This is a genomic window from Leptolyngbya iicbica LK (genome assembly GCF_004212215.1).
In the GTDB taxonomy this organism is placed as follows: Bacteria; Cyanobacteriota; Cyanobacteriia; order Phormidesmidales; family Phormidesmidaceae; genus Halomicronema; species Halomicronema iicbica.
On the sequence record NZ_QVFV01000001.1, the window covers coordinates 651,420 to 667,232 of the forward strand.

Consider the following 15,813-nt stretch of genomic DNA (forward strand, 5'->3'; position numbering starts at 1 on the left):
TGCCCGAATCATGACTTCGCCTACGACTCCATTGACTTCACCGCTGGATATTGCCGCTGTGCGTGCCGGTCAACATCAAGACCTCAGCGATGCGAAGCTGGCTGGCCAAGATTTGTCAGGAGCCAATCTGGTCGGAGTTAACTTGGCCCGGGCTGACCTTTCAGGAGCTAATTTGACGGGAGCCAATCTGAGTCATAGCAATCTGCGTAGCGACCTACGGGGAGCAAACTTGGGCGGTGCGAAGCTTGTTGGGGCCGATTTCCGTAATGCGGAGCTCCAGGGCTCTATTTTGATCGAAGCCCGATTCCAAAATGCGAGCTTTGCTGGTGCGTTTATGGCGGGGGCCAATCTCAGCCAAACAAATTTGGCGGGTATCGATTTTCGGGGAGCCGACCTGCGTGGCGTAGATCTACGGGGTGCGCAACTGGAACAAGCCGATTTTAGTAATGCTAACTTGGCTGGGGCTAACTTAGCGGATGCCAATCTGGAAGAAGCAATTTTGAGCGGGGCGATCGTCCGTGGCGCAAATTTTGCCGGAGCCAATTTACTCTGTGTCGAAGGGGAAGGCGTAGCGTGGGAAGGAGCCTGTCTTGAAGGCGCAGCCAGCGCAGGTAGTATCCTAGACTCCTAAGCTGGATGTCACCGGAGAAACAGTTTTGAATCTTCCTTCTTTTATCTGGTTATGGCGCATTGCCGCCTGGTCAATGGGACTGACGGGATTTTTATTTGTCAGTTTGCTCGCAATCGGTGGCTGGATGCGTTATTTGCGGCTCCAGGGAGAAACGGTACCGAGTCTTGACGGACAAACATCAACCTTTATCGGGTTGCGGCGTCTCCATTTTGCGCTGGGAGTCGGGCTAGTGCTTACGGTGCTGCTGCTGCTCAGCATTGGCATTGTCGGTACGTTAGGCCATTTTGGCAGTCTCGGGCATTCTGCCCACTTGCCTGCCGGTCTGACTGTCGTAGCACTGACCATGGCCTCGGCTTGGTCGGCTACACAGATTAACCATCCACAAAAACCCTGGGCGAGATCGCTCCACCTGACCCTCAACGGTTTATTAATGGTTGCCCTAGGGCTAGTCTCATGGTCAGGTTGGCTCGTCGTACAGAAATATTTACCGTAGTTAATTTCAATAGCTGTAGTCTTGAGCCCAGTGATTTATTTCTGCACCGGTGACTTACCTTGGGAACGTTCTGTACGAACCCATTCCGATTGAGGCTTGACCAAAAACTTGAAATACAGGGGAATCTTCCAAAGCAGGTAACCAGCAAAGGTGAGCAAGCTGCTGAGGGGAATATCCTGACGAGCAAATCGCAGCCAGGCTGACGCGATCGCAATTAGCAATATTCCCCCTGCCATAGCCGCAACCAATATCGGCAGCGTTCCCAAACCCACTACAGCAGCTAAACCTGTTAGGCCAATTGTCAGAGTCCAGAGCATCACCAGCAATGTCAATGGCGGCACAGCCAGATCCAGCGCTAAGGCCAGTAAATCCAGGCGTCTTTGTTTGAGGCTTTGCCCCAAGAGTTGCGGCACATAATCGCGCAAAACGCTGAGATGGCCGTGTTCCCAACGAGTTCGCTGACTGGTAGCGGCTTGGGTGTTATCGGGTAACTGCCCCATGACTTGCACCTCTGGGGCAAATAGGGGCGGATGCCCTGCGATCGCCAGATCAAAGCCCAGCTTCATATCTTCCACAATGTGACCACTAGCCAGATCTACCGTCGTTAGCACCGACCAGGGAAAGGCCATGCCCGTGCCAAACAGCAAACTGGGCAACCCGAGTTGGCGCATCCCAAGGGGGCGCACCCAGTTTTTGACCGTAATGGCAAAGGCGGAAATCAACGCTTTGGTACTGGGCTCGGCAGGGACGGCAAAGAGATAACGAGACTGAACGGGGCGATCCGTTGCCAGTGCTTGGGCCGCCAGCGTCAGCAAAGAACCGCCTGTGATCAGACAGTCAGCATCCATCATGACTACAACATCTGGCGCATCGGCAGCGAGAGCACGAATCCCAAAATCGAGAGCATAGCCTTTGCCTCGACGTTGCGTGTCTTGCCGTTCTAGCACTTGCGCTCCTGTTGCCCGAGCTACGGCAGCAGTGTCGTCAGTGCAGTTGTCGGCGATCACGAGCAATAGGTCCTGCGGGCGCAATTGCTGCTGAATGCCTTGTAAAACGGGGGTGATCGTACCGCTTTCGTTGTGGGCAGGCATCAAGACGGCCACTTTCGTGTTGGCGCTCAGCACCGGAGTAGAGGTCCGAACGGCCGGCCACACAGCGGCGATGACGCACTCTACAGCCAATACTCCAATGGGCAGCGCCACCGCGATCACCGCCAATAGCAGCACACTCTGAACAGCCGATAGCAGCATAACGATCAATCACCGTAGGTTAAATAATAGGGCGTTGCCGAATCGCAGGATGAATTCGGTCTTTTAGACCGCGGGCAAGATGCTCCGCTCTCCACGATCGATGGTGAATCAATTCGTGTCGTTCTTTCTGTCCTCGATTCAATGCATCCCCAAAATCAGCAACGCCAATCATAGTAATTGTGGCTGAATGAGGAGGGCCGGCAAAACACCGTTCCCCTGTTGCGAGCAAGCTATAGCTTTTAGCGAGACGCCACAAAAACTACGACCGCAGCCCCCATCCTACAAAAGGTTCCAGCAGTTCCCGAGAGGCTAGAGCGGACTTTACAAGAGCTTCACAGTGACGGGGAGAATTCTGACAAAACCTCATGAATTTGCGGGCCAGACTCCGAAGTTTCACGTCGTCAACGACTATGGTTGCTGGTGAAATTGGCGGGGCTTAAGAGCGGATAGGATGCTTAGAGGCCGAGATGTAGAATGGTCCAGAGCCACAGCTTTCCCAAAGTCTGAATCACCCGTCACAATAGAAGGGTTCTTTCGGGCGATCGCCGCTCTCGTTCACGCTATGTCTGTCCCCCTGTCTTCTTCTGCGGATCGCGATCCCCTGTCGGCCGATTTTTGGGAAGGTCGATATCAAAACGGTACGGCTCGTTGGGACCTGGGAAAACCCGCACCGGCCTTGGTGGATTTATTGACATCTTCTGATGGGCCGCAGCCGGGGCGAGCGGTGGTGCTAGGTAGCGGCAGTGGCCATGACGCGGTGTTGTTTGCCCAACACGGGTTTGAGGTGACAGGGGTGGACTTTGCGCCAGCGGCGATCGCCGCTGCTAGCCAGCGAGCCGCCAATGCTCAGGTGGCGGTTGATTGGCTCCAACACAATATTTTCGACCTGGTGCCGACCTATGCTCAGCAGTTTGATTATGTGGTCGAGCACACCTGCTTTTGTGCGCTAGAGCCGAACTTGCGAGAGCCTTACGTTCAGCTCGTGCATCAATTGCTCAAGCCGGGTGGTCAATTGATTGGCGTATTCTTCACCCACAGCCGCCCAGGAGGGCCGCCATTTGGCAGTCAGCCGGACGAATTGCGTCGGCTCTTTGGCCCGCACTTTGAGCTGCGTCACCTCGCAGTAACGCCGCACTCTGTTCGCGATCGCCTCGGCGAGGAACATCTAGGCCTGTTTGATAAACGCTAGCGGTCCTACCTGCGGCGAGCTGAACTAAGGCACCACAGAGCCACCAGTGTCGCTCCTGCCGAAGTACATTGGCTGTCTGAACGGAGACTCCATGTTGGTGCTAGGACACCGCGATCTCTTTGATAGCCTCAATGATTTGCCCATTGGCCTTGGGAAAGGGAAACTGCTCCAGGTCTGAGACTGCGACCCAACGCACTTCATCGCATTCAATTGGCTGAGGTTTGCCGCCGATATGTCGACAATGAAACACGTTGAGCGTCACTTTGAAATGGGTATAAGTGTGGTCGATGGTGATGAGGCGATCGCCCACTTCCACATCAATGGCTAGCTCTTCCTGAAGCTCCCGTCGTATGCAGTCCTCAACGGCCTCGCCCGGCTCAATCTTGCCCCCGGGGAACTCCCACAGTCCCCCCAGCAAACCACTTTGCGGACGACGGTCAATCAAAATTTGACGCTGCTCATTCCACACTACGGCCACGCCAATCTGCTTATGGGGCAAAGGGGCACGAGTTTCGGTCATGGGAATCTCCAACTGAACGTTTTGATTGTAAGCTGCACAGGGCGATCGCCAAGGACAAATCAGACACGCTGGCCGATGGCGGGTACACACCGTCGCGCCCAAATCCATCAATGCCTGGTTAAAGTCGCGGGCCTCGCGGGGCGGCACCAAGGCTGTGGAAAGTTGCCAGAGCTGATCCAATGCCTTACTAGGCGGCTGACGCAGAGCAATTAGACGAGCCAACACCCGTTTCACATTGCCATCGAGGATGGGTACGGGTTGATTAAATGCAGCGCTGAGAATGCCGCCCGCTGTGGTGCGTCCAATGCCGGGCAGCGCCACCACATCCTCAAACTGCTCGGGAAACTGCCCCTGATGTTGCGCCACAATTACCTGAGCGGCTTTGTGCAGGTTGCGAGCGCGGGCGTAGTATCCCAGCCCTTCCCAGGCTTTCAACACCGTCTGTTGATCAGCCGCTGCCAGGTCATACACGGTGGGAAAAAGCTGTAACCAGCGCTGATAGTAGGGCAGTACCGTTTTGACTTGGGTTTGCTGCAACATAATCTCCGAGATCCAAATTGCGTAGGGATCACGGGTCTCTCGCCAGGGCAATTGGCGCCCCTGTTGACGATACCAAGCCAACAAGGTTTGATGCAGCTCCGCAAGCAAATCGCTCGGCCCAGTCGACAATGACTGAGTCGAGCGATCGCGGTTCAATAATTCAGATTTTTGGGAGGCTTTCTGAGTCACTCAAGCAGTCTCTGGACAACTTTCCAGAAACTATATTACTCTGACTCTTCAGTTGCTCCAGAAGAGACGATGGCCTCTTCAAAGGCGAGACGTTGCTCAGCACTTTTCAAAAAGTAGCCGCTCATCATTGCGGAAGCCAATAGGCGACCCAGATGCTCACGGCTAGTCGTGACTGAAATGTCAAAGTGTTGCGCCGGCAATCCCCCCAGCAAGCCGATAATGTTGTGTTCCATGGCTTGCATGACTTCTGAAGACACCGGACGAGATAACTGAGCGACCGTTTCAGGCGACATCGACTGAACGTACTCAAGCAGAGAATTACTACCCCCCTTATCGTTATCCCAAAAGGCTGGAGTGTGGCCTGACGAGTTGTTCACAATTCATACCTCAATCGGCTAGCGACAGACTAACTGCGTTAATCAAGCTGTGCAACTAGTGCGTAACAGTTGTTCTCAATGTAGCAAGCAAGGACTTGACAGCGGGTAGGTAGAACCGTACCGAAATCGGTAAAGTTAACGCCCCCGAAGTGGTCGTTGGTGCATCTATTACTAACTTGCCCGCGTCATGTTTGAGAGCAACACCGTTGTAAAAACCAGTAATTTTCGTAGCAAAAGAGACTCGTCACCATGTGGGGTCTACATAGAGATTAATGGTTAATTCGGTCTCTCCCGGCGGCACCGCACTGATGCAAGAACAGATAGGATCTTCGCGCCCTTCAATTTCCACTTCGCAGGCGTGGCAAGACCCCATCAAACACCCAGTGGGAATTGTGATACCCGCGCGTTCTGCAACCTGTAACAGCGGTTCGCCGACTTCAGCATCAACAACGACATCGTTGGGTATAAATCTTATCTTGACGGTCATGTCAGCGATCGCCCCTAACAATTCAATGTACTTCAGTGCTCCTCTCTCTCTGCGTCCCCGTCAAACAGACGGGAGCACAGGAGATTGCATGGATGCCACTATTCATCCTCAGCAGGGGAGGCCACTCGCTAGCCAGATGGATCAGTGTCACCGATTCGCCAGCAGAGAACCCCCTTCATGATCTGGCTACCCAGCTTTTAGCCCTGGGCAGCTTCACCCGGTTGCTTCAGCATTTCCACCAGTACATGGTGGGCTTCTTTGGCGCTTTCCAGTTTGTGATCAAAGGGAATCCGCAGTGGGGTAGCGGCACCGTCCACATCTGCGGTCAAATTCATGCCCTCGGCATCAATCGACTCCATGGTGGCGGCGATCGCGGATTCAGCTTTGCCATAGACTTGGGCATACATCAGCACCGCATCGGCGTGATCCTTATTCATGTGTTTGCAAATGCGATCGCTCACTGCGGCAGTAATTGGCTCTGACATGATAGATCTCGTAAAAGACGTTTATAGATAGACATCACTTCCGTTTTGATGATACCGCCTTTGCCAGACCACGCTGAGCATCCCTGGCCCTCTGGGCATATCTTCCAAAGTCCGGGGGCACATCTGACTTACCGGGTCGTTGGTCCCTGCTGTCGCCTGTACGATCGCGAGCAATTGCCCTGGCCCTGTTGCCGTCTACAGTGGCGCAGCAAAGAGCCCAGTTGGCGACGGATCGGTCGGCGGTTTGTGCCGGACATGGCAACCCGCAAGTTTCCTTCCTATTGTGTTGAAATCTTGGGCCAAAGCAGTAGCACGCCTTTCGTCACCACGCTTTACACCACCAAACTCTCTCACGAAGTCCAAAACTGGTGGTACACCAAGCGTATGCAGGCTGCTGATACGCCCATTGCCATGACCGCCACGACTGCTGCCGCCCTCGCTGAACCCAGGTGAGCATCGTGCTCCTCCTGGGTTGGCCAGTGGGTGATCAGGAGCAGGATTTCATATTGAATGTTGATCAAGCCTCATGTCTCAGTGCTCCACTCCAGCAGTTAACCCGCGATCGTGTGGGGAATTTGAACCCGAAAAGTAGAGCCTTGATTGGGCTGACTATCAACAGTAATGAAGCCCTGCATCATGCTCACCAGTGAATGGGTAATGGCTAGCCCCAATCCGGTGCCGCCATGGTGGCGCACGATAGATTGATCAGCCTGGCGAAATGGTTGAAAAATGGTTGAAAGTTGTTCAGGCTCAATACCGATACCGGTATCTTGTACAGCAATTTCGAGACTGTTGGTCGCTAAGGTTTTAACTGAAATGGTCACAGTCCCCGTCTGAGTAAATTTGATGGCGTTAGAAAGTAGATTGACCAGAACTTGCTTTAACCGTTGGCGATCGTTGTAAACTTCGCAGTTTTCAAGTGCAATCATCTGGCTCACTTTCAGCCCTTTTTTCTCGGCCACCCAGAGCATTTCGGAAGCGACTTCTTGCACTAAGGTCGTCAGGTCAAAAAAATGGGGTGTTAATTGCAACCGCTCCGACTCAATAGTTGACATATCTAAAATGTCATTCACCAAATAAAGTAAACTTTCACCATTGGTATGGATGCAGTCAACCATTTTGGTTTGATAGTCGTTTAGTGAACCTTTTGTCTGACTTTTGAGAATTTGAGAAAAGCCGAGAATTGAGTTCAGCGGAGTCCTTAACTCGTGGCTGACGGTCGCTAAAAACTCTGCTTTGTGCTGATTTGCCTGCAGCAATCGAAGGTTTTGGCGTTCTATTTGTTGGCGCTGGGCTTCTAACTCTTGGTTTTGCTGCCTCAGCAACATGTTGGTTTGCCGCAGTTGTTCTTGTGCGGCTCTAACTCGCTGCTCAGCTCGATAAGCGTTGATGGCGTGGCGAATCAGACTGTGGAGATTTTCTGGCGACAAGTGAGACTTGGCCAGATAATCCGAAGCGCCTGCCTTCATCAACTCGACCGCAATTTGTTCGTCACCCTGCCCAGTAAGCACAATAATTGGCAGAAAGTTACCTTCTAACCGCAGTTGCTTGATAAATGATATGCCGTCTGTATCAGGCAACCGAAAGTCTAAAAAAATACAATCAAACGAATCATCAGCCAAAACCCCTTTAGCGTTTTGAGCAGTTTCTGCCTCTGTGATTTTTGCTTGTAAGGGAGTCTTAGCAAAAGAGCGACGAATCGCCATGCGATCGGTGACATCATCGTCGATGACTAAAACACTCAAAGTTTCATGCATCATAGTCGCAGACATTACGGGAGATGAAAAAGTTTTCATGATGCTCAGGGCATTTCGCAGAGTGTCCAGTAATGGTTGAGGGCGGCCATTACTTCTGCAAAACTCGAAAATGTAACGGGCTTAAGGATGTAGCCTGCAACGTTGAGTTTGTAAGCTTCGATACGATCTTGATCTTCGTCAGAGGTGGTCAGCACAATGACTGGCGTGGGGGCTAACGCTGCATCTTTACGTAACTCTTGCAAAAACTCAATGCCGTTCATTTTCGGCATGTTGATATCAAGGAGAATGATGCGTCGAGTGTTGGGAAGATTTTCTGCGGCAGCCTTTTCACCTCTGAGCATGGCGAGGGCTTCTAGGCCGTTTTCTGCGACAAATAAGGGATTGGTAATGCGATTGCGTTTGAATGCCCGCTTCACATTCATCACATCAACTTCGTCATCTTCGACAAGCAAAATATTGATTGTTTTATCCTCCACTTATCAGTCCCTCGTCGCTTATGTGGCGTCAAAGTTTTTTAGAAAACTGTTTATATATGTGATTAATCATACCGACTCTCTTTTTTTTTGCCGTCATCCATAAGTTAGAAGGTCAGGGGCTTTGCGGATAATTGCCGAGGCAGGGAGCGACGGGAAATACCTCAGTGGCCGCGTAGCAGGATGAATCCGCTCTGGGTGGTCTTGATTGCGGGGGGGCGGCACTTTGATGACGACTGGGACAATGGCGCATTCGCCATGATGGAGCCGCCGGGAGGTCATCACTGCTTGGGCCACTTAAACCGAAACGTGCAGCCTTGGCCTGGCTCTGATTCGAGGGTGATGGTGCCGCCTTCGGACTCTACGGTTTTTTTGACGATCGCGAGCCCAATCCCGGTGCTTTCCAACTCGTCCCGCGATTTCAGCGTCTGAAAGATAGTAAATACTTTGCGCTGATACTGCGGTGCGATACCGGGACCATCGTCAGTCACGGCAAATTCGACAAAGTCGTCGTGTTCGATCGCGGTAATTTCAATGCGTCCCTCGTCGCGATCGTGGTGTTTGATGGCATTGCTGATCAGGTTAGAAAATACCTGATTGAGAGCTGATTGGCTGGTGGTGAGGCAAGGCATTTGTTCTGGCAGGGCGATCGTAAAAGCGTCAGAGGGAGCGATGAGGTCGATGGTTTCCACCAACATTTGCCGCACATCCACTGGGCCAATTTGTCGCTCTCGCCGCCCGACTCGTGAATATTCCAACAGACCATTGATGAGCGCTTCCATGCGATGGACCCGATTGCGCAGTAAATCGAGTTGGTAGCGATTTTCCTCCGGCAGGTCATGGCCCAGGTCTTCTTCAATCCATTCCGACAGGTTGGCGATCGCCCGCAACGGAGCTTTCAGGTCATGGGAAGCCACGTAGGCAAACTGGTCGAGCTCAACGTTGCGATTTTCAACCAGAGCATTCGTAATGGCCAGCATGTTGTTCATTTGCTCCAGTTCTCTGGCTCGCTGCTCTAGCTCTGCTGTGGTTTGCTTGAGTCTGCGAATGTCTTCAATCACCGCGATGAAAGAGCGCACCTGTTCCTGCTCGTCAGTCTCGGTCGAAACAGTCACCTGCGTCCAAATCGGGGTGCCGTCTTTGTGAAGGTAGCGTTTTTCAAAGCAGCGGGTGTCGTACTGACCAGACAACAGCTGTTGATAGTGATGCTCGTCTTGCTCGACATCAGCCGGATCGGTAATGGCTTGAAAAGTACACTGCAGCAATTCGTCAGCTTCGTACCCGAGCATGTTGCAGAAGGTTTCATTGACCTGCAGCCAGTGACCGTCTGGTGACAGGCGCGCCATCCCGACGGCGGCTTGTTCAAAGACGACGCGAAACCGCGCTTCGCTGGCCGCCAATGCGAGGGCTGACCGCTTCGCTTCCGTGGTTTCTTGAATCACCCCGATCATGCGTGGGGACTGGTCATGCGCGTCCAAAAACCGTCCCTGAGCCAAGACCCAGTGCCAGCTTTGGTCGGGCCACTGCACCCGATATTCTTCGGCAAAAATGTCTCGATTAGTTTGGGCTGCCGCGATCGCTCCCTCAACCCGCGCTAAATCTTCGGGGTGAACCCGCGCCTGCCAGTGATCGTAGGTAGGTTGCTCCTGGTCGGCATCAAAGCCCAAAATCTCATAAGTTTTCGGCGACCATTGCAAAAACTCGGCATCCAGATGCCAATCCCAGGTGCCCATCTGGGCAGCACTGAGCGCGATATTTAACCGCTCGGTGGTGTCTTGCTGATGTTGTAACGCAGTTTCGAGTTCTGTCCGGGTCTTCTGTTCTTGCCGCAATAGCTGCTCATTGTCTTGTTGGGCTTGGGTGAGCTGCGCCGTGCGGTTGGCGACCCGAGCCTCTAACTCCGTCGCCAGGGCCTGGTACTTCGCTTCGGCCTGCTGTCGTTCGGTCACCTCTTTAGAGAGGGTCTGATTTAACTGCGCCAAGCTCTCGGTGCTGGGCATGGCGAGCGCTTGAGGAATTCGGGGAACCAGCTTTAACGCGGTCAATAGCGAGATCACGGCGGTCACCGCTTTCACAGTGCCGCTGAGCCAGTAGTCCGGCACCCAAAGGGTCCAAATTCCCAAGGCGTGGGTGAGGCCACAGGCGGCGATGAATGCCCCAAATAACCAGAACAGGCCTCGGAATGGGACATCTTGCCGTTGCTGAACGAAATAGATCAGGGCAGCGGCGATGGTGAAATAGGCGATCGCAATGATGCCGTCAGAGAGGGCGTGCAACCCGACCAGAGAGGGCTGCCATAAATAGCAGTGGCCGTGGGGAACGTAGGAGTCAAGTGCGATGAGTGCTCCCACCTGAGTCGCGATGCCATCAGTTACGGATTGAAAAAACATGTTGTTACTGTCGATGATTAGCCGCTCCGCCGATCATTTGATCGTGGCCGCGGCCCTGCGATTGAACACACCGCCACCTTGTATATCTCGTGCTGCTGCGGCAAAGAAACCGGCCCAGGAAACCCATCAAAATGTCGTTGTCTGGGATGCAACCTGGCAACATTTCGCGACAGCGCTCCCCAGCATTAAAGAGCTTCCCTAGGTTAATAAGATAGATAATCGTGAAGTTCTGGCACCTAGACGAAAGATAGATTTTGTTGATGCCAGGTTCTACAGCCAAATGCCAAATGACAAGTTCCAAATTCAAAGGCAAAAATTCCGCCGCTAGTGAACGGTCAGGATGTGAGGCGGGGCAACTTGGGTGACAGCGAGCATGGCCTGGGTGAACATGGCCTGGGTGAACTACGCTTGCAGTCCCCACGCTATCTCTCTGATGGCGGAGACTGCAGGAGCTCGGTAATGGTGCGGGTCAGCACATCAATTTCGATCGGCTTGGCAAGATGACGTTGGAATCCATTGGCTAGACTCTTTTCCAGGTCTTCTTCACGGGTGTAGGCGGTGAGCGCGATCGCGGGAATTTGCCCACCCTCTTTGACTGATCGCGACCGAATTTGCTGAATCAGACCGTAGCCATCCAACTGCGGCATCCCCAGGTCGCTAATCAAGACGTCGGGCTCAAACTGGTGCAGGTGCGCCAACGCCTCGTGGGCGGAGGCCGTAACCAAGACCTCCGCGCCATAAGCCGACAATAGGTTGACCAGCAGATCTCGGCAATCAGCATCATCATCGACAGCCAAAATCCGCACATCGGTCAAAGTCGGATCAACCGCGATCGCGCTGTGAGCCTGGGGAACCGCAGAGGGAGCAGCCATCAACGGCAGCGTTACGGTAAAGGTGGCCCCTTGTCCCACGCCGGGACTCGATACTGCAATTGAGCCACCGTGAGCTTCGGTGAGATGGCGCGCGATCGCGAGTCCCAAACCTAAGCCGCCATGTTCTCGGGTAATCGAGACATCTTCTTGCCGAAAGGAGTCAAAAATGTGTGGCAAAAACTCGGGCTGAATACCTTTACCTGTATCGGTTACGGCAATGCAAGCGGTGGTTTCTGTTTGGGTCAACGCTACGGTGACCTGACCAGCCTTTGGGGTGAATTTGATAGCATTGGAGAGCAGATTCCAAATAATCTGCTGCAGGCGTCCCTGATCGCCCCAAACAGAATGTTTGGAGGGTTGCAACTGCGATTCTATGGCAATAGATTTGGCGATCGCTGACGTCTGCACAATTTCAATCGCGGCATTAATCACGAGGATAAGATCAACGGCTGCGTAATCAAGCTTGAGTTTGCCCCGTAAGATTTTGGCAACATCCAGCAAGTCATCAATGAGCTGGGTTTGTAGCTTGGCATTGCGCTCAATCGAGGACAACGCTTGTAGCATTTTGGGACGCTCAAATTCTCGAGTTTGTAACAGTTGAGCCCACCCCAAAATCGGGTTGAGTGGCGATCGCAACTCGTGGGAGAGAATCGCCAAAAATTCGTCCTTCATCCGGTTGGCCCGTTCCGCTGCCGCCCGAGCTGCCTGTTCTTGGGCTAGCAGTTGCTCTCGTTCCGCTGCGGCGAGCTTGCGATCGTGAATATCCGTCGCCGTACCAAACCAATTAATCACCTGTCCCGCCTCATCACAGAGGGGCATGACTCGGGTCAAATGCCAGCGATACGTTTGGTCATAGCGTTTGATTCGGGCTTCGACCTCGTAGGCAGTTTGCCGAGCCAGCGCATCCGTCCGAATCGCCTCAATTGGCGCTAAGTCGTCTGGATGAATCACCTCAGACCACCTTCTACGGGACAAGTCAGCCTCGGGCAGGCCCGTGTAGGCATACCATTGCTGATTGAAAAACTCTACTTGACCATCGGCCCCACTCACCCAAATGAGCTGCGCGACTGCGTTGGCCAGGGTGCGGTAACGAGCCTCACTCAGGCGTAATTGGGCTTCTGCCTGCTTGCGATCGCTGATATCGAGATGAATGCCCGCCATCCGAATCGCTTTACCGGCTTCGTCACGCTTCACCACCTTGCCAAAGTTGGCAATCCATTTCCAACCGCCTGTCTTCGTTCGCAGTCGATACTCATACTGATACGAATGCCGCTCATCCTGTAGATGGGCATACAACGTTTCCATCACTCGCGACTTGTCATCAGGGTGAATCAGTTGTTCCCAAGAACTGTACTTATCGGGCAACTCCGACGCTTCATAACCGAGCATTTGCAGCCACTCAGCGCTGAGATAGTCTTCGTTGGTAACGATATTCCAATCCCAAAACCCGCTCCCCGATCCTTCGATCGCCAGCTGCAACCGCTCCTGACTCTCTCGTATTGCCGCTTCTGCTTGTTTCCGATCCGTAATTTCCAGCACGGTGCCAATAAGCCGCTTAGGCGTACCCTCGGTCGTAAAGTACGCCTGCCCCTTGGCGAGAATCCACCGCTCAACCTGATCTTCGAGACCCACGACGCGATATTCCACATCGTAAATGCCATCACCTGCGGGATTCAGGCAATCATCAATCTGCTGTTGCAGCCGCTCCCGATCGTCGGGGTGCAGCGCCGCAAAAAAGTGGTCAATGGTTACGGTTGCGTGGGGAGGGAACCCAAAGATAGCTTTGCAGCGGTCGTCCCAGATCAACTGGTTAGTGGTCAAATTCCAGTCCCAAGTCCCCATCTGCGCCGACTCTAATGCCATGCGTAAGCGGTCTTCAGTCCGGCTGTGGGCCCGTTCCACTTGTTTCCGAACGGTCAAATCCAGCACAAAGCAGACCGATTGTTCCCGGCTTTCTCCCAACAAGCTGAAACCAATGAGAATTGGCACCCGCTTCCCGTCTTTGCGGACGTATTCTTTTTCAAAGGGCGTACAAGCTCCATGCTGCCGGGCTTCCGCACATTTGCGTTCATCCAGAGATTGATATTCAGGCGGGGTCATCTTCATCCAGTTCAGCCTTCCAGCGGCTAAATCTGCTCGGGTATATCCCACCATGCGCAGCAGTTCGTCATTGGCCTCCACAACGTTGCCGTAGACATCGCCATAGAGAATGCCGACCACATTGGACTCAACAAATCCCTGGAGGCGCGCTTCGTGATCTTGTAAGGCGATAGGGGTAAGGGGCGGCGCCATCAATTTCTCAGGGGACTTTGGTGAAGGCACATCAGCCAGAGCCGCCCGGATTTGCGCAGCCGTGAGGCGATCGCCCACCCAATAATCCTCCGCCCCCGCTTTGATGGCTTGCACCGCCAACGCGGCATCATTCTCCCCCACCACGATGACCGTCGGCCCAGCGGCTTGAGCACCTTTGGATAACTGTCGTAAGGTTTGGAGCCAACTGGCCGGAGCGATCGCCCCAGTAATTATGAGCACCGCCAAAGACTCTTGCCAAAGCTGCACGAGAGTATCACTAGCGGCATCAGCGGTCGTGGTGAGCTGAGCCAGATTGTGGTGCACCACCTCAATCAACAACGGCTCCGGCAACAGCGGCGGATGATCATCCGCAATCGTCAACAAGACAGCAGCAGGGGGCATAAACACCACATCAAAGAGTGAAACCGGAAGCTGAGCGCAATCCTAAAACGAGCAAGTCCTGCAGTCGATAACGGCGATCGCCCATCGCCACATCATGCCTATATCTTAGACATCCCTAATATCTTAGACATCATAGATGAGGACTTACCCACTTCATTGAGAACCCAATGATTTCGCCCCTCCCCTTCCCCCTAGACCAGTTGCTTCAGGGGCTAAATTACTCGCTCCCTCCAGCTTTCAGCACGACGAGCACAATCTGACGCGGCTTACTGCAAAGCGATCTCCAGCAAGGGTTTGCCATCACAGCCTCTGGGCCACTAGCTTCGCCATGAGTCATGTTTGGGCAGCGATCGTTCTGGATCTATCGCTTCGCAGTCAGAGTCTGACAAACACACCAAACAGCCACAGTTCCATCGTAGAGAACGGCAAGGCGGTCACTTACCGATGCCACGCGATGCTAACCGACCTCACTACTCGGTACTATTTCACACGAGGTATCCAGCTTTACATCGACCACGCATTTTTGTGGCCTTTAATAATCGCTGAGCCTTACTCTGAGCCCCCTTAATTATCGGCCCGGGCATCTTCCTGATATATATCCATCTAAAATCGGAGACAATATAATCTAAATTGTTATTGGCATCATGCCCACCCTAATTCAGGCGTTCATATCCGGCGTACACCTAGCTCTTATGATCCCCCCCGCCTCTGCTTAAAGTTTTGAGAGCAATGAGGGCCTAAAGTCCTTTCCCTAGCCTTGGGAGAAGAACTCAGAGCGAGGATCATTAGCGCCGTGCATCCAGCATGTGATTGCCCAAAATAGCCCCCCTCTATTTACCTGCCTCAGTTACCAACTACATATAAAACTCACCAATCATTTTTGTCCGTCACAACTGATGAGGTCCCCTAGCGAAGGCTGATCAGCGGCGGTCACATTCTCTCATCGCAAAAAATCATGACGGACAGCATCGTACAGACTCAATCTCAAGGGCAGGTTCAACGCACCCTCTCTCAACAGATTCAAAAGCTGTACAAAAGTCACATTGGCCATGCGCCTGGCAAAGTCACTTGTCAAATCACCAATAATACGATCACGTTTTTAGCCGAAGATTCTCTGACGAAGCTGGAACGTCTGTTGCTCAAGGAAGACAAAAGAGATGATGGGAAATCGACGCAAGTCAATGTCGAGCAAGTGCGCGATGACCTTGATAAAGCCCTCCGACCGGCCCTGATCGAAATCGTGCAAACGACTCTGAATTTGGAAGTGGTTGATATTTTGAGCGACACTACGCTCGCAACAGGCAGAACCGCGATCGTGGTGGTGTTGTCCGACACCCCTCACTTCAAATCAAACGATCTCTAAGCGATCGCTCTGTGTCAGCAAGTTAGCCTGCCCACAGACGAATTGACGCAGCCGTTTTCCGTACGACCCTTTATCCGCTAGTCGAACAAAATTCGCCCGCTTG

Annotated in this window: 14 protein-coding genes; 5 read left to right on the top strand and 9 right to left on the bottom strand. The window is 53.1% G+C overall.

Translation table 11 applies throughout. The annotated features are described in order from the left end of the window. The first annotated feature begins 10 nt into the window (after nucleotides 1–10). Nucleotides 11–631 (top strand): pentapeptide repeat-containing protein, encoded by a 621-nt coding sequence (locus DYY88_RS02755; RefSeq protein ID WP_039725313.1) that lies wholly within the window; start codon nucleotides 11–13, stop codon nucleotides 629–631. Between the two features lie 25 nt (nucleotides 632–656). Further along, nucleotides 657–1,124 (top strand): DUF4079 domain-containing protein, encoded by a 468-nt coding sequence (locus tag DYY88_RS02760; protein ID WP_039725314.1) that lies wholly within the window; start codon nucleotides 657–659, stop codon nucleotides 1,122–1,124. 35 nt (nucleotides 1,125–1,159) lie between these two features. Here DYY88_RS02760 and DYY88_RS02765 read toward each other — a convergent pair whose 3' ends face one another. Beyond that, on the bottom strand, nucleotides 1,160–2,374 hold the full coding sequence (locus DYY88_RS02765) for a glycosyltransferase family 2 protein (protein WP_039725315.1): 1,215 nt from the start codon (nucleotides 2,372–2,374) through the stop codon (nucleotides 1,160–1,162). Between the two features lie 562 nt (nucleotides 2,375–2,936). Here DYY88_RS02765 and DYY88_RS02770 point away from each other — a divergent pair. Beyond that, nucleotides 2,937–3,563 (top strand): methyltransferase domain-containing protein, encoded by a 627-nt coding sequence (locus DYY88_RS02770; RefSeq protein WP_044150896.1) that lies wholly within the window; start codon nucleotides 2,937–2,939, stop codon nucleotides 3,561–3,563. Nucleotides 3,564–3,663: 100 nt separating this feature from the next. On the opposite strand, the gene mutY is transcribed toward DYY88_RS02770, so the two are convergent. The 4 genes from mutY to DYY88_RS02790 all read right to left on the bottom strand — a co-directional run bounded on the left by mutY (nucleotide 3,664) and on the right by DYY88_RS02790 (nucleotide 6,161). Beyond that, on the bottom strand, nucleotides 3,664–4,812 hold the full coding sequence (gene mutY, locus DYY88_RS02775) for an A/G-specific adenine glycosylase (RefSeq protein WP_367889254.1): 1,149 nt from the start codon (nucleotides 4,810–4,812) through the stop codon (nucleotides 3,664–3,666). 35 nt (nucleotides 4,813–4,847) lie between these two features. Beyond that, nucleotides 4,848–5,189 carry a DUF760 domain-containing protein gene (locus tag DYY88_RS02780; protein ID WP_039725316.1) on the bottom strand — a complete coding sequence of 114 codons (342 nt, stop codon included), beginning with the start codon at nucleotides 5,187–5,189 and terminating at the stop codon, nucleotides 4,848–4,850. Between the two features lie 244 nt (nucleotides 5,190–5,433). Next, nucleotides 5,434–5,676, bottom strand: a complete 243-nt coding sequence (locus DYY88_RS02785) for a 2Fe-2S iron-sulfur cluster-binding protein (protein ID WP_072041367.1) — start codon at nucleotides 5,674–5,676, stop codon at nucleotides 5,434–5,436. Nucleotides 5,677–5,873: 197 nt separating this feature from the next. After that, entirely contained in the window at nucleotides 5,874–6,161 is a 288-nt protein-coding gene (locus DYY88_RS02790; RefSeq protein ID WP_039725317.1) for a DUF2470 domain-containing protein, read from the bottom strand. 60 nt (nucleotides 6,162–6,221) lie between these two features. Between DYY88_RS02790 and DYY88_RS02795 the strand changes: the two genes are divergently transcribed. Next, complete coding sequence (locus DYY88_RS02795; RefSeq protein WP_201278921.1) at nucleotides 6,222–6,614, top strand: DUF8632 family protein; 393 nt, start codon at nucleotides 6,222–6,224, stop codon at nucleotides 6,612–6,614. 98 nt (nucleotides 6,615–6,712) lie between these two features. Here DYY88_RS02795 and DYY88_RS02800 read toward each other — a convergent pair whose 3' ends face one another. From DYY88_RS02800 to DYY88_RS02815, 4 genes are all read right to left on the bottom strand, one after another. After that, complete coding sequence (locus DYY88_RS02800) at nucleotides 6,713–7,933, bottom strand: hybrid sensor histidine kinase/response regulator (protein ID WP_236146295.1); 1,221 nt, start codon at nucleotides 7,931–7,933, stop codon at nucleotides 6,713–6,715. 29 nt (nucleotides 7,934–7,962) lie between these two features. After that, on the bottom strand, nucleotides 7,963–8,394 hold the full coding sequence (locus DYY88_RS02805) for a response regulator (RefSeq protein WP_039725318.1): 432 nt from the start codon (nucleotides 8,392–8,394) through the stop codon (nucleotides 7,963–7,965). Nucleotides 8,395–8,672: 278 nt separating this feature from the next. Then, a complete protein-coding gene (locus DYY88_RS02810) occupies nucleotides 8,673–10,781 on the bottom strand; it encodes a PAS domain-containing protein (RefSeq protein WP_052288211.1) in 2,109 nt (702 codons plus the stop codon). 422 nt (nucleotides 10,782–11,203) lie between these two features. Next, nucleotides 11,204–14,347 (bottom strand): PAS domain-containing protein, encoded by a 3,144-nt coding sequence (locus tag DYY88_RS02815; RefSeq protein WP_052288212.1) that lies wholly within the window; start codon nucleotides 14,345–14,347, stop codon nucleotides 11,204–11,206. Nucleotides 14,348–15,302: 955 nt separating this feature from the next. On the opposite strand from DYY88_RS02815, the gene DYY88_RS02820 reads away from it, so the two are divergent. Next, nucleotides 15,303–15,710, top strand: coding sequence for a Na-translocating system protein MpsC family protein (locus DYY88_RS02820; RefSeq protein ID WP_039725320.1), 408 nt, complete (start codon nucleotides 15,303–15,305; stop codon nucleotides 15,708–15,710). Nucleotides 15,711–15,813: the final 103 nt, after the last annotated feature.

What these genes read in the sequence shown, in the direction of transcription:
- DYY88_RS02755 (WP_039725313.1), top strand. Translation starts at nt 11, where the DNA reads ATGACTTCGCCTACGACTCCATTGACTTCACCGCTGGATATTGCCGCT.
- DYY88_RS02765 (WP_039725315.1), bottom strand. Translation starts at nt 2,374, where the DNA reads ATGCTGCTATCGGCTGTTCAGAGTGTGCTGCTATTGGCGGTGATCGCG.
- DYY88_RS02770 (WP_044150896.1), top strand. Translation starts at nt 2,937, where the DNA reads ATGTCTGTCCCCCTGTCTTCTTCTGCGGATCGCGATCCCCTGTCGGCC.
- DYY88_RS02785 (WP_072041367.1), bottom strand. Translation starts at nt 5,676, where the DNA reads ATGACCGTCAAGATAAGATTTATACCCAACGATGTCGTTGTTGATGCT.
- DYY88_RS02790 (WP_039725317.1), bottom strand. Translation starts at nt 6,161, where the DNA reads ATGTCAGAGCCAATTACTGCCGCAGTGAGCGATCGCATTTGCAAACAC.
- DYY88_RS02800 (WP_236146295.1), bottom strand. Translation starts at nt 7,933, where the DNA reads ATGTCTGCGACTATGATGCATGAAACTTTGAGTGTTTTAGTCATCGAC.
- DYY88_RS02810 (WP_052288211.1), bottom strand. Translation starts at nt 10,781, where the DNA reads ATGTTTTTTCAATCCGTAACTGATGGCATCGCGACTCAGGTGGGAGCA.
- DYY88_RS02815 (WP_052288212.1), bottom strand. Translation starts at nt 14,347, where the DNA reads ATGCCCCCTGCTGCTGTCTTGTTGACGATTGCGGATGATCATCCGCCG.
- DYY88_RS02820 (WP_039725320.1), top strand. Translation starts at nt 15,303, where the DNA reads ATGACGGACAGCATCGTACAGACTCAATCTCAAGGGCAGGTTCAACGC.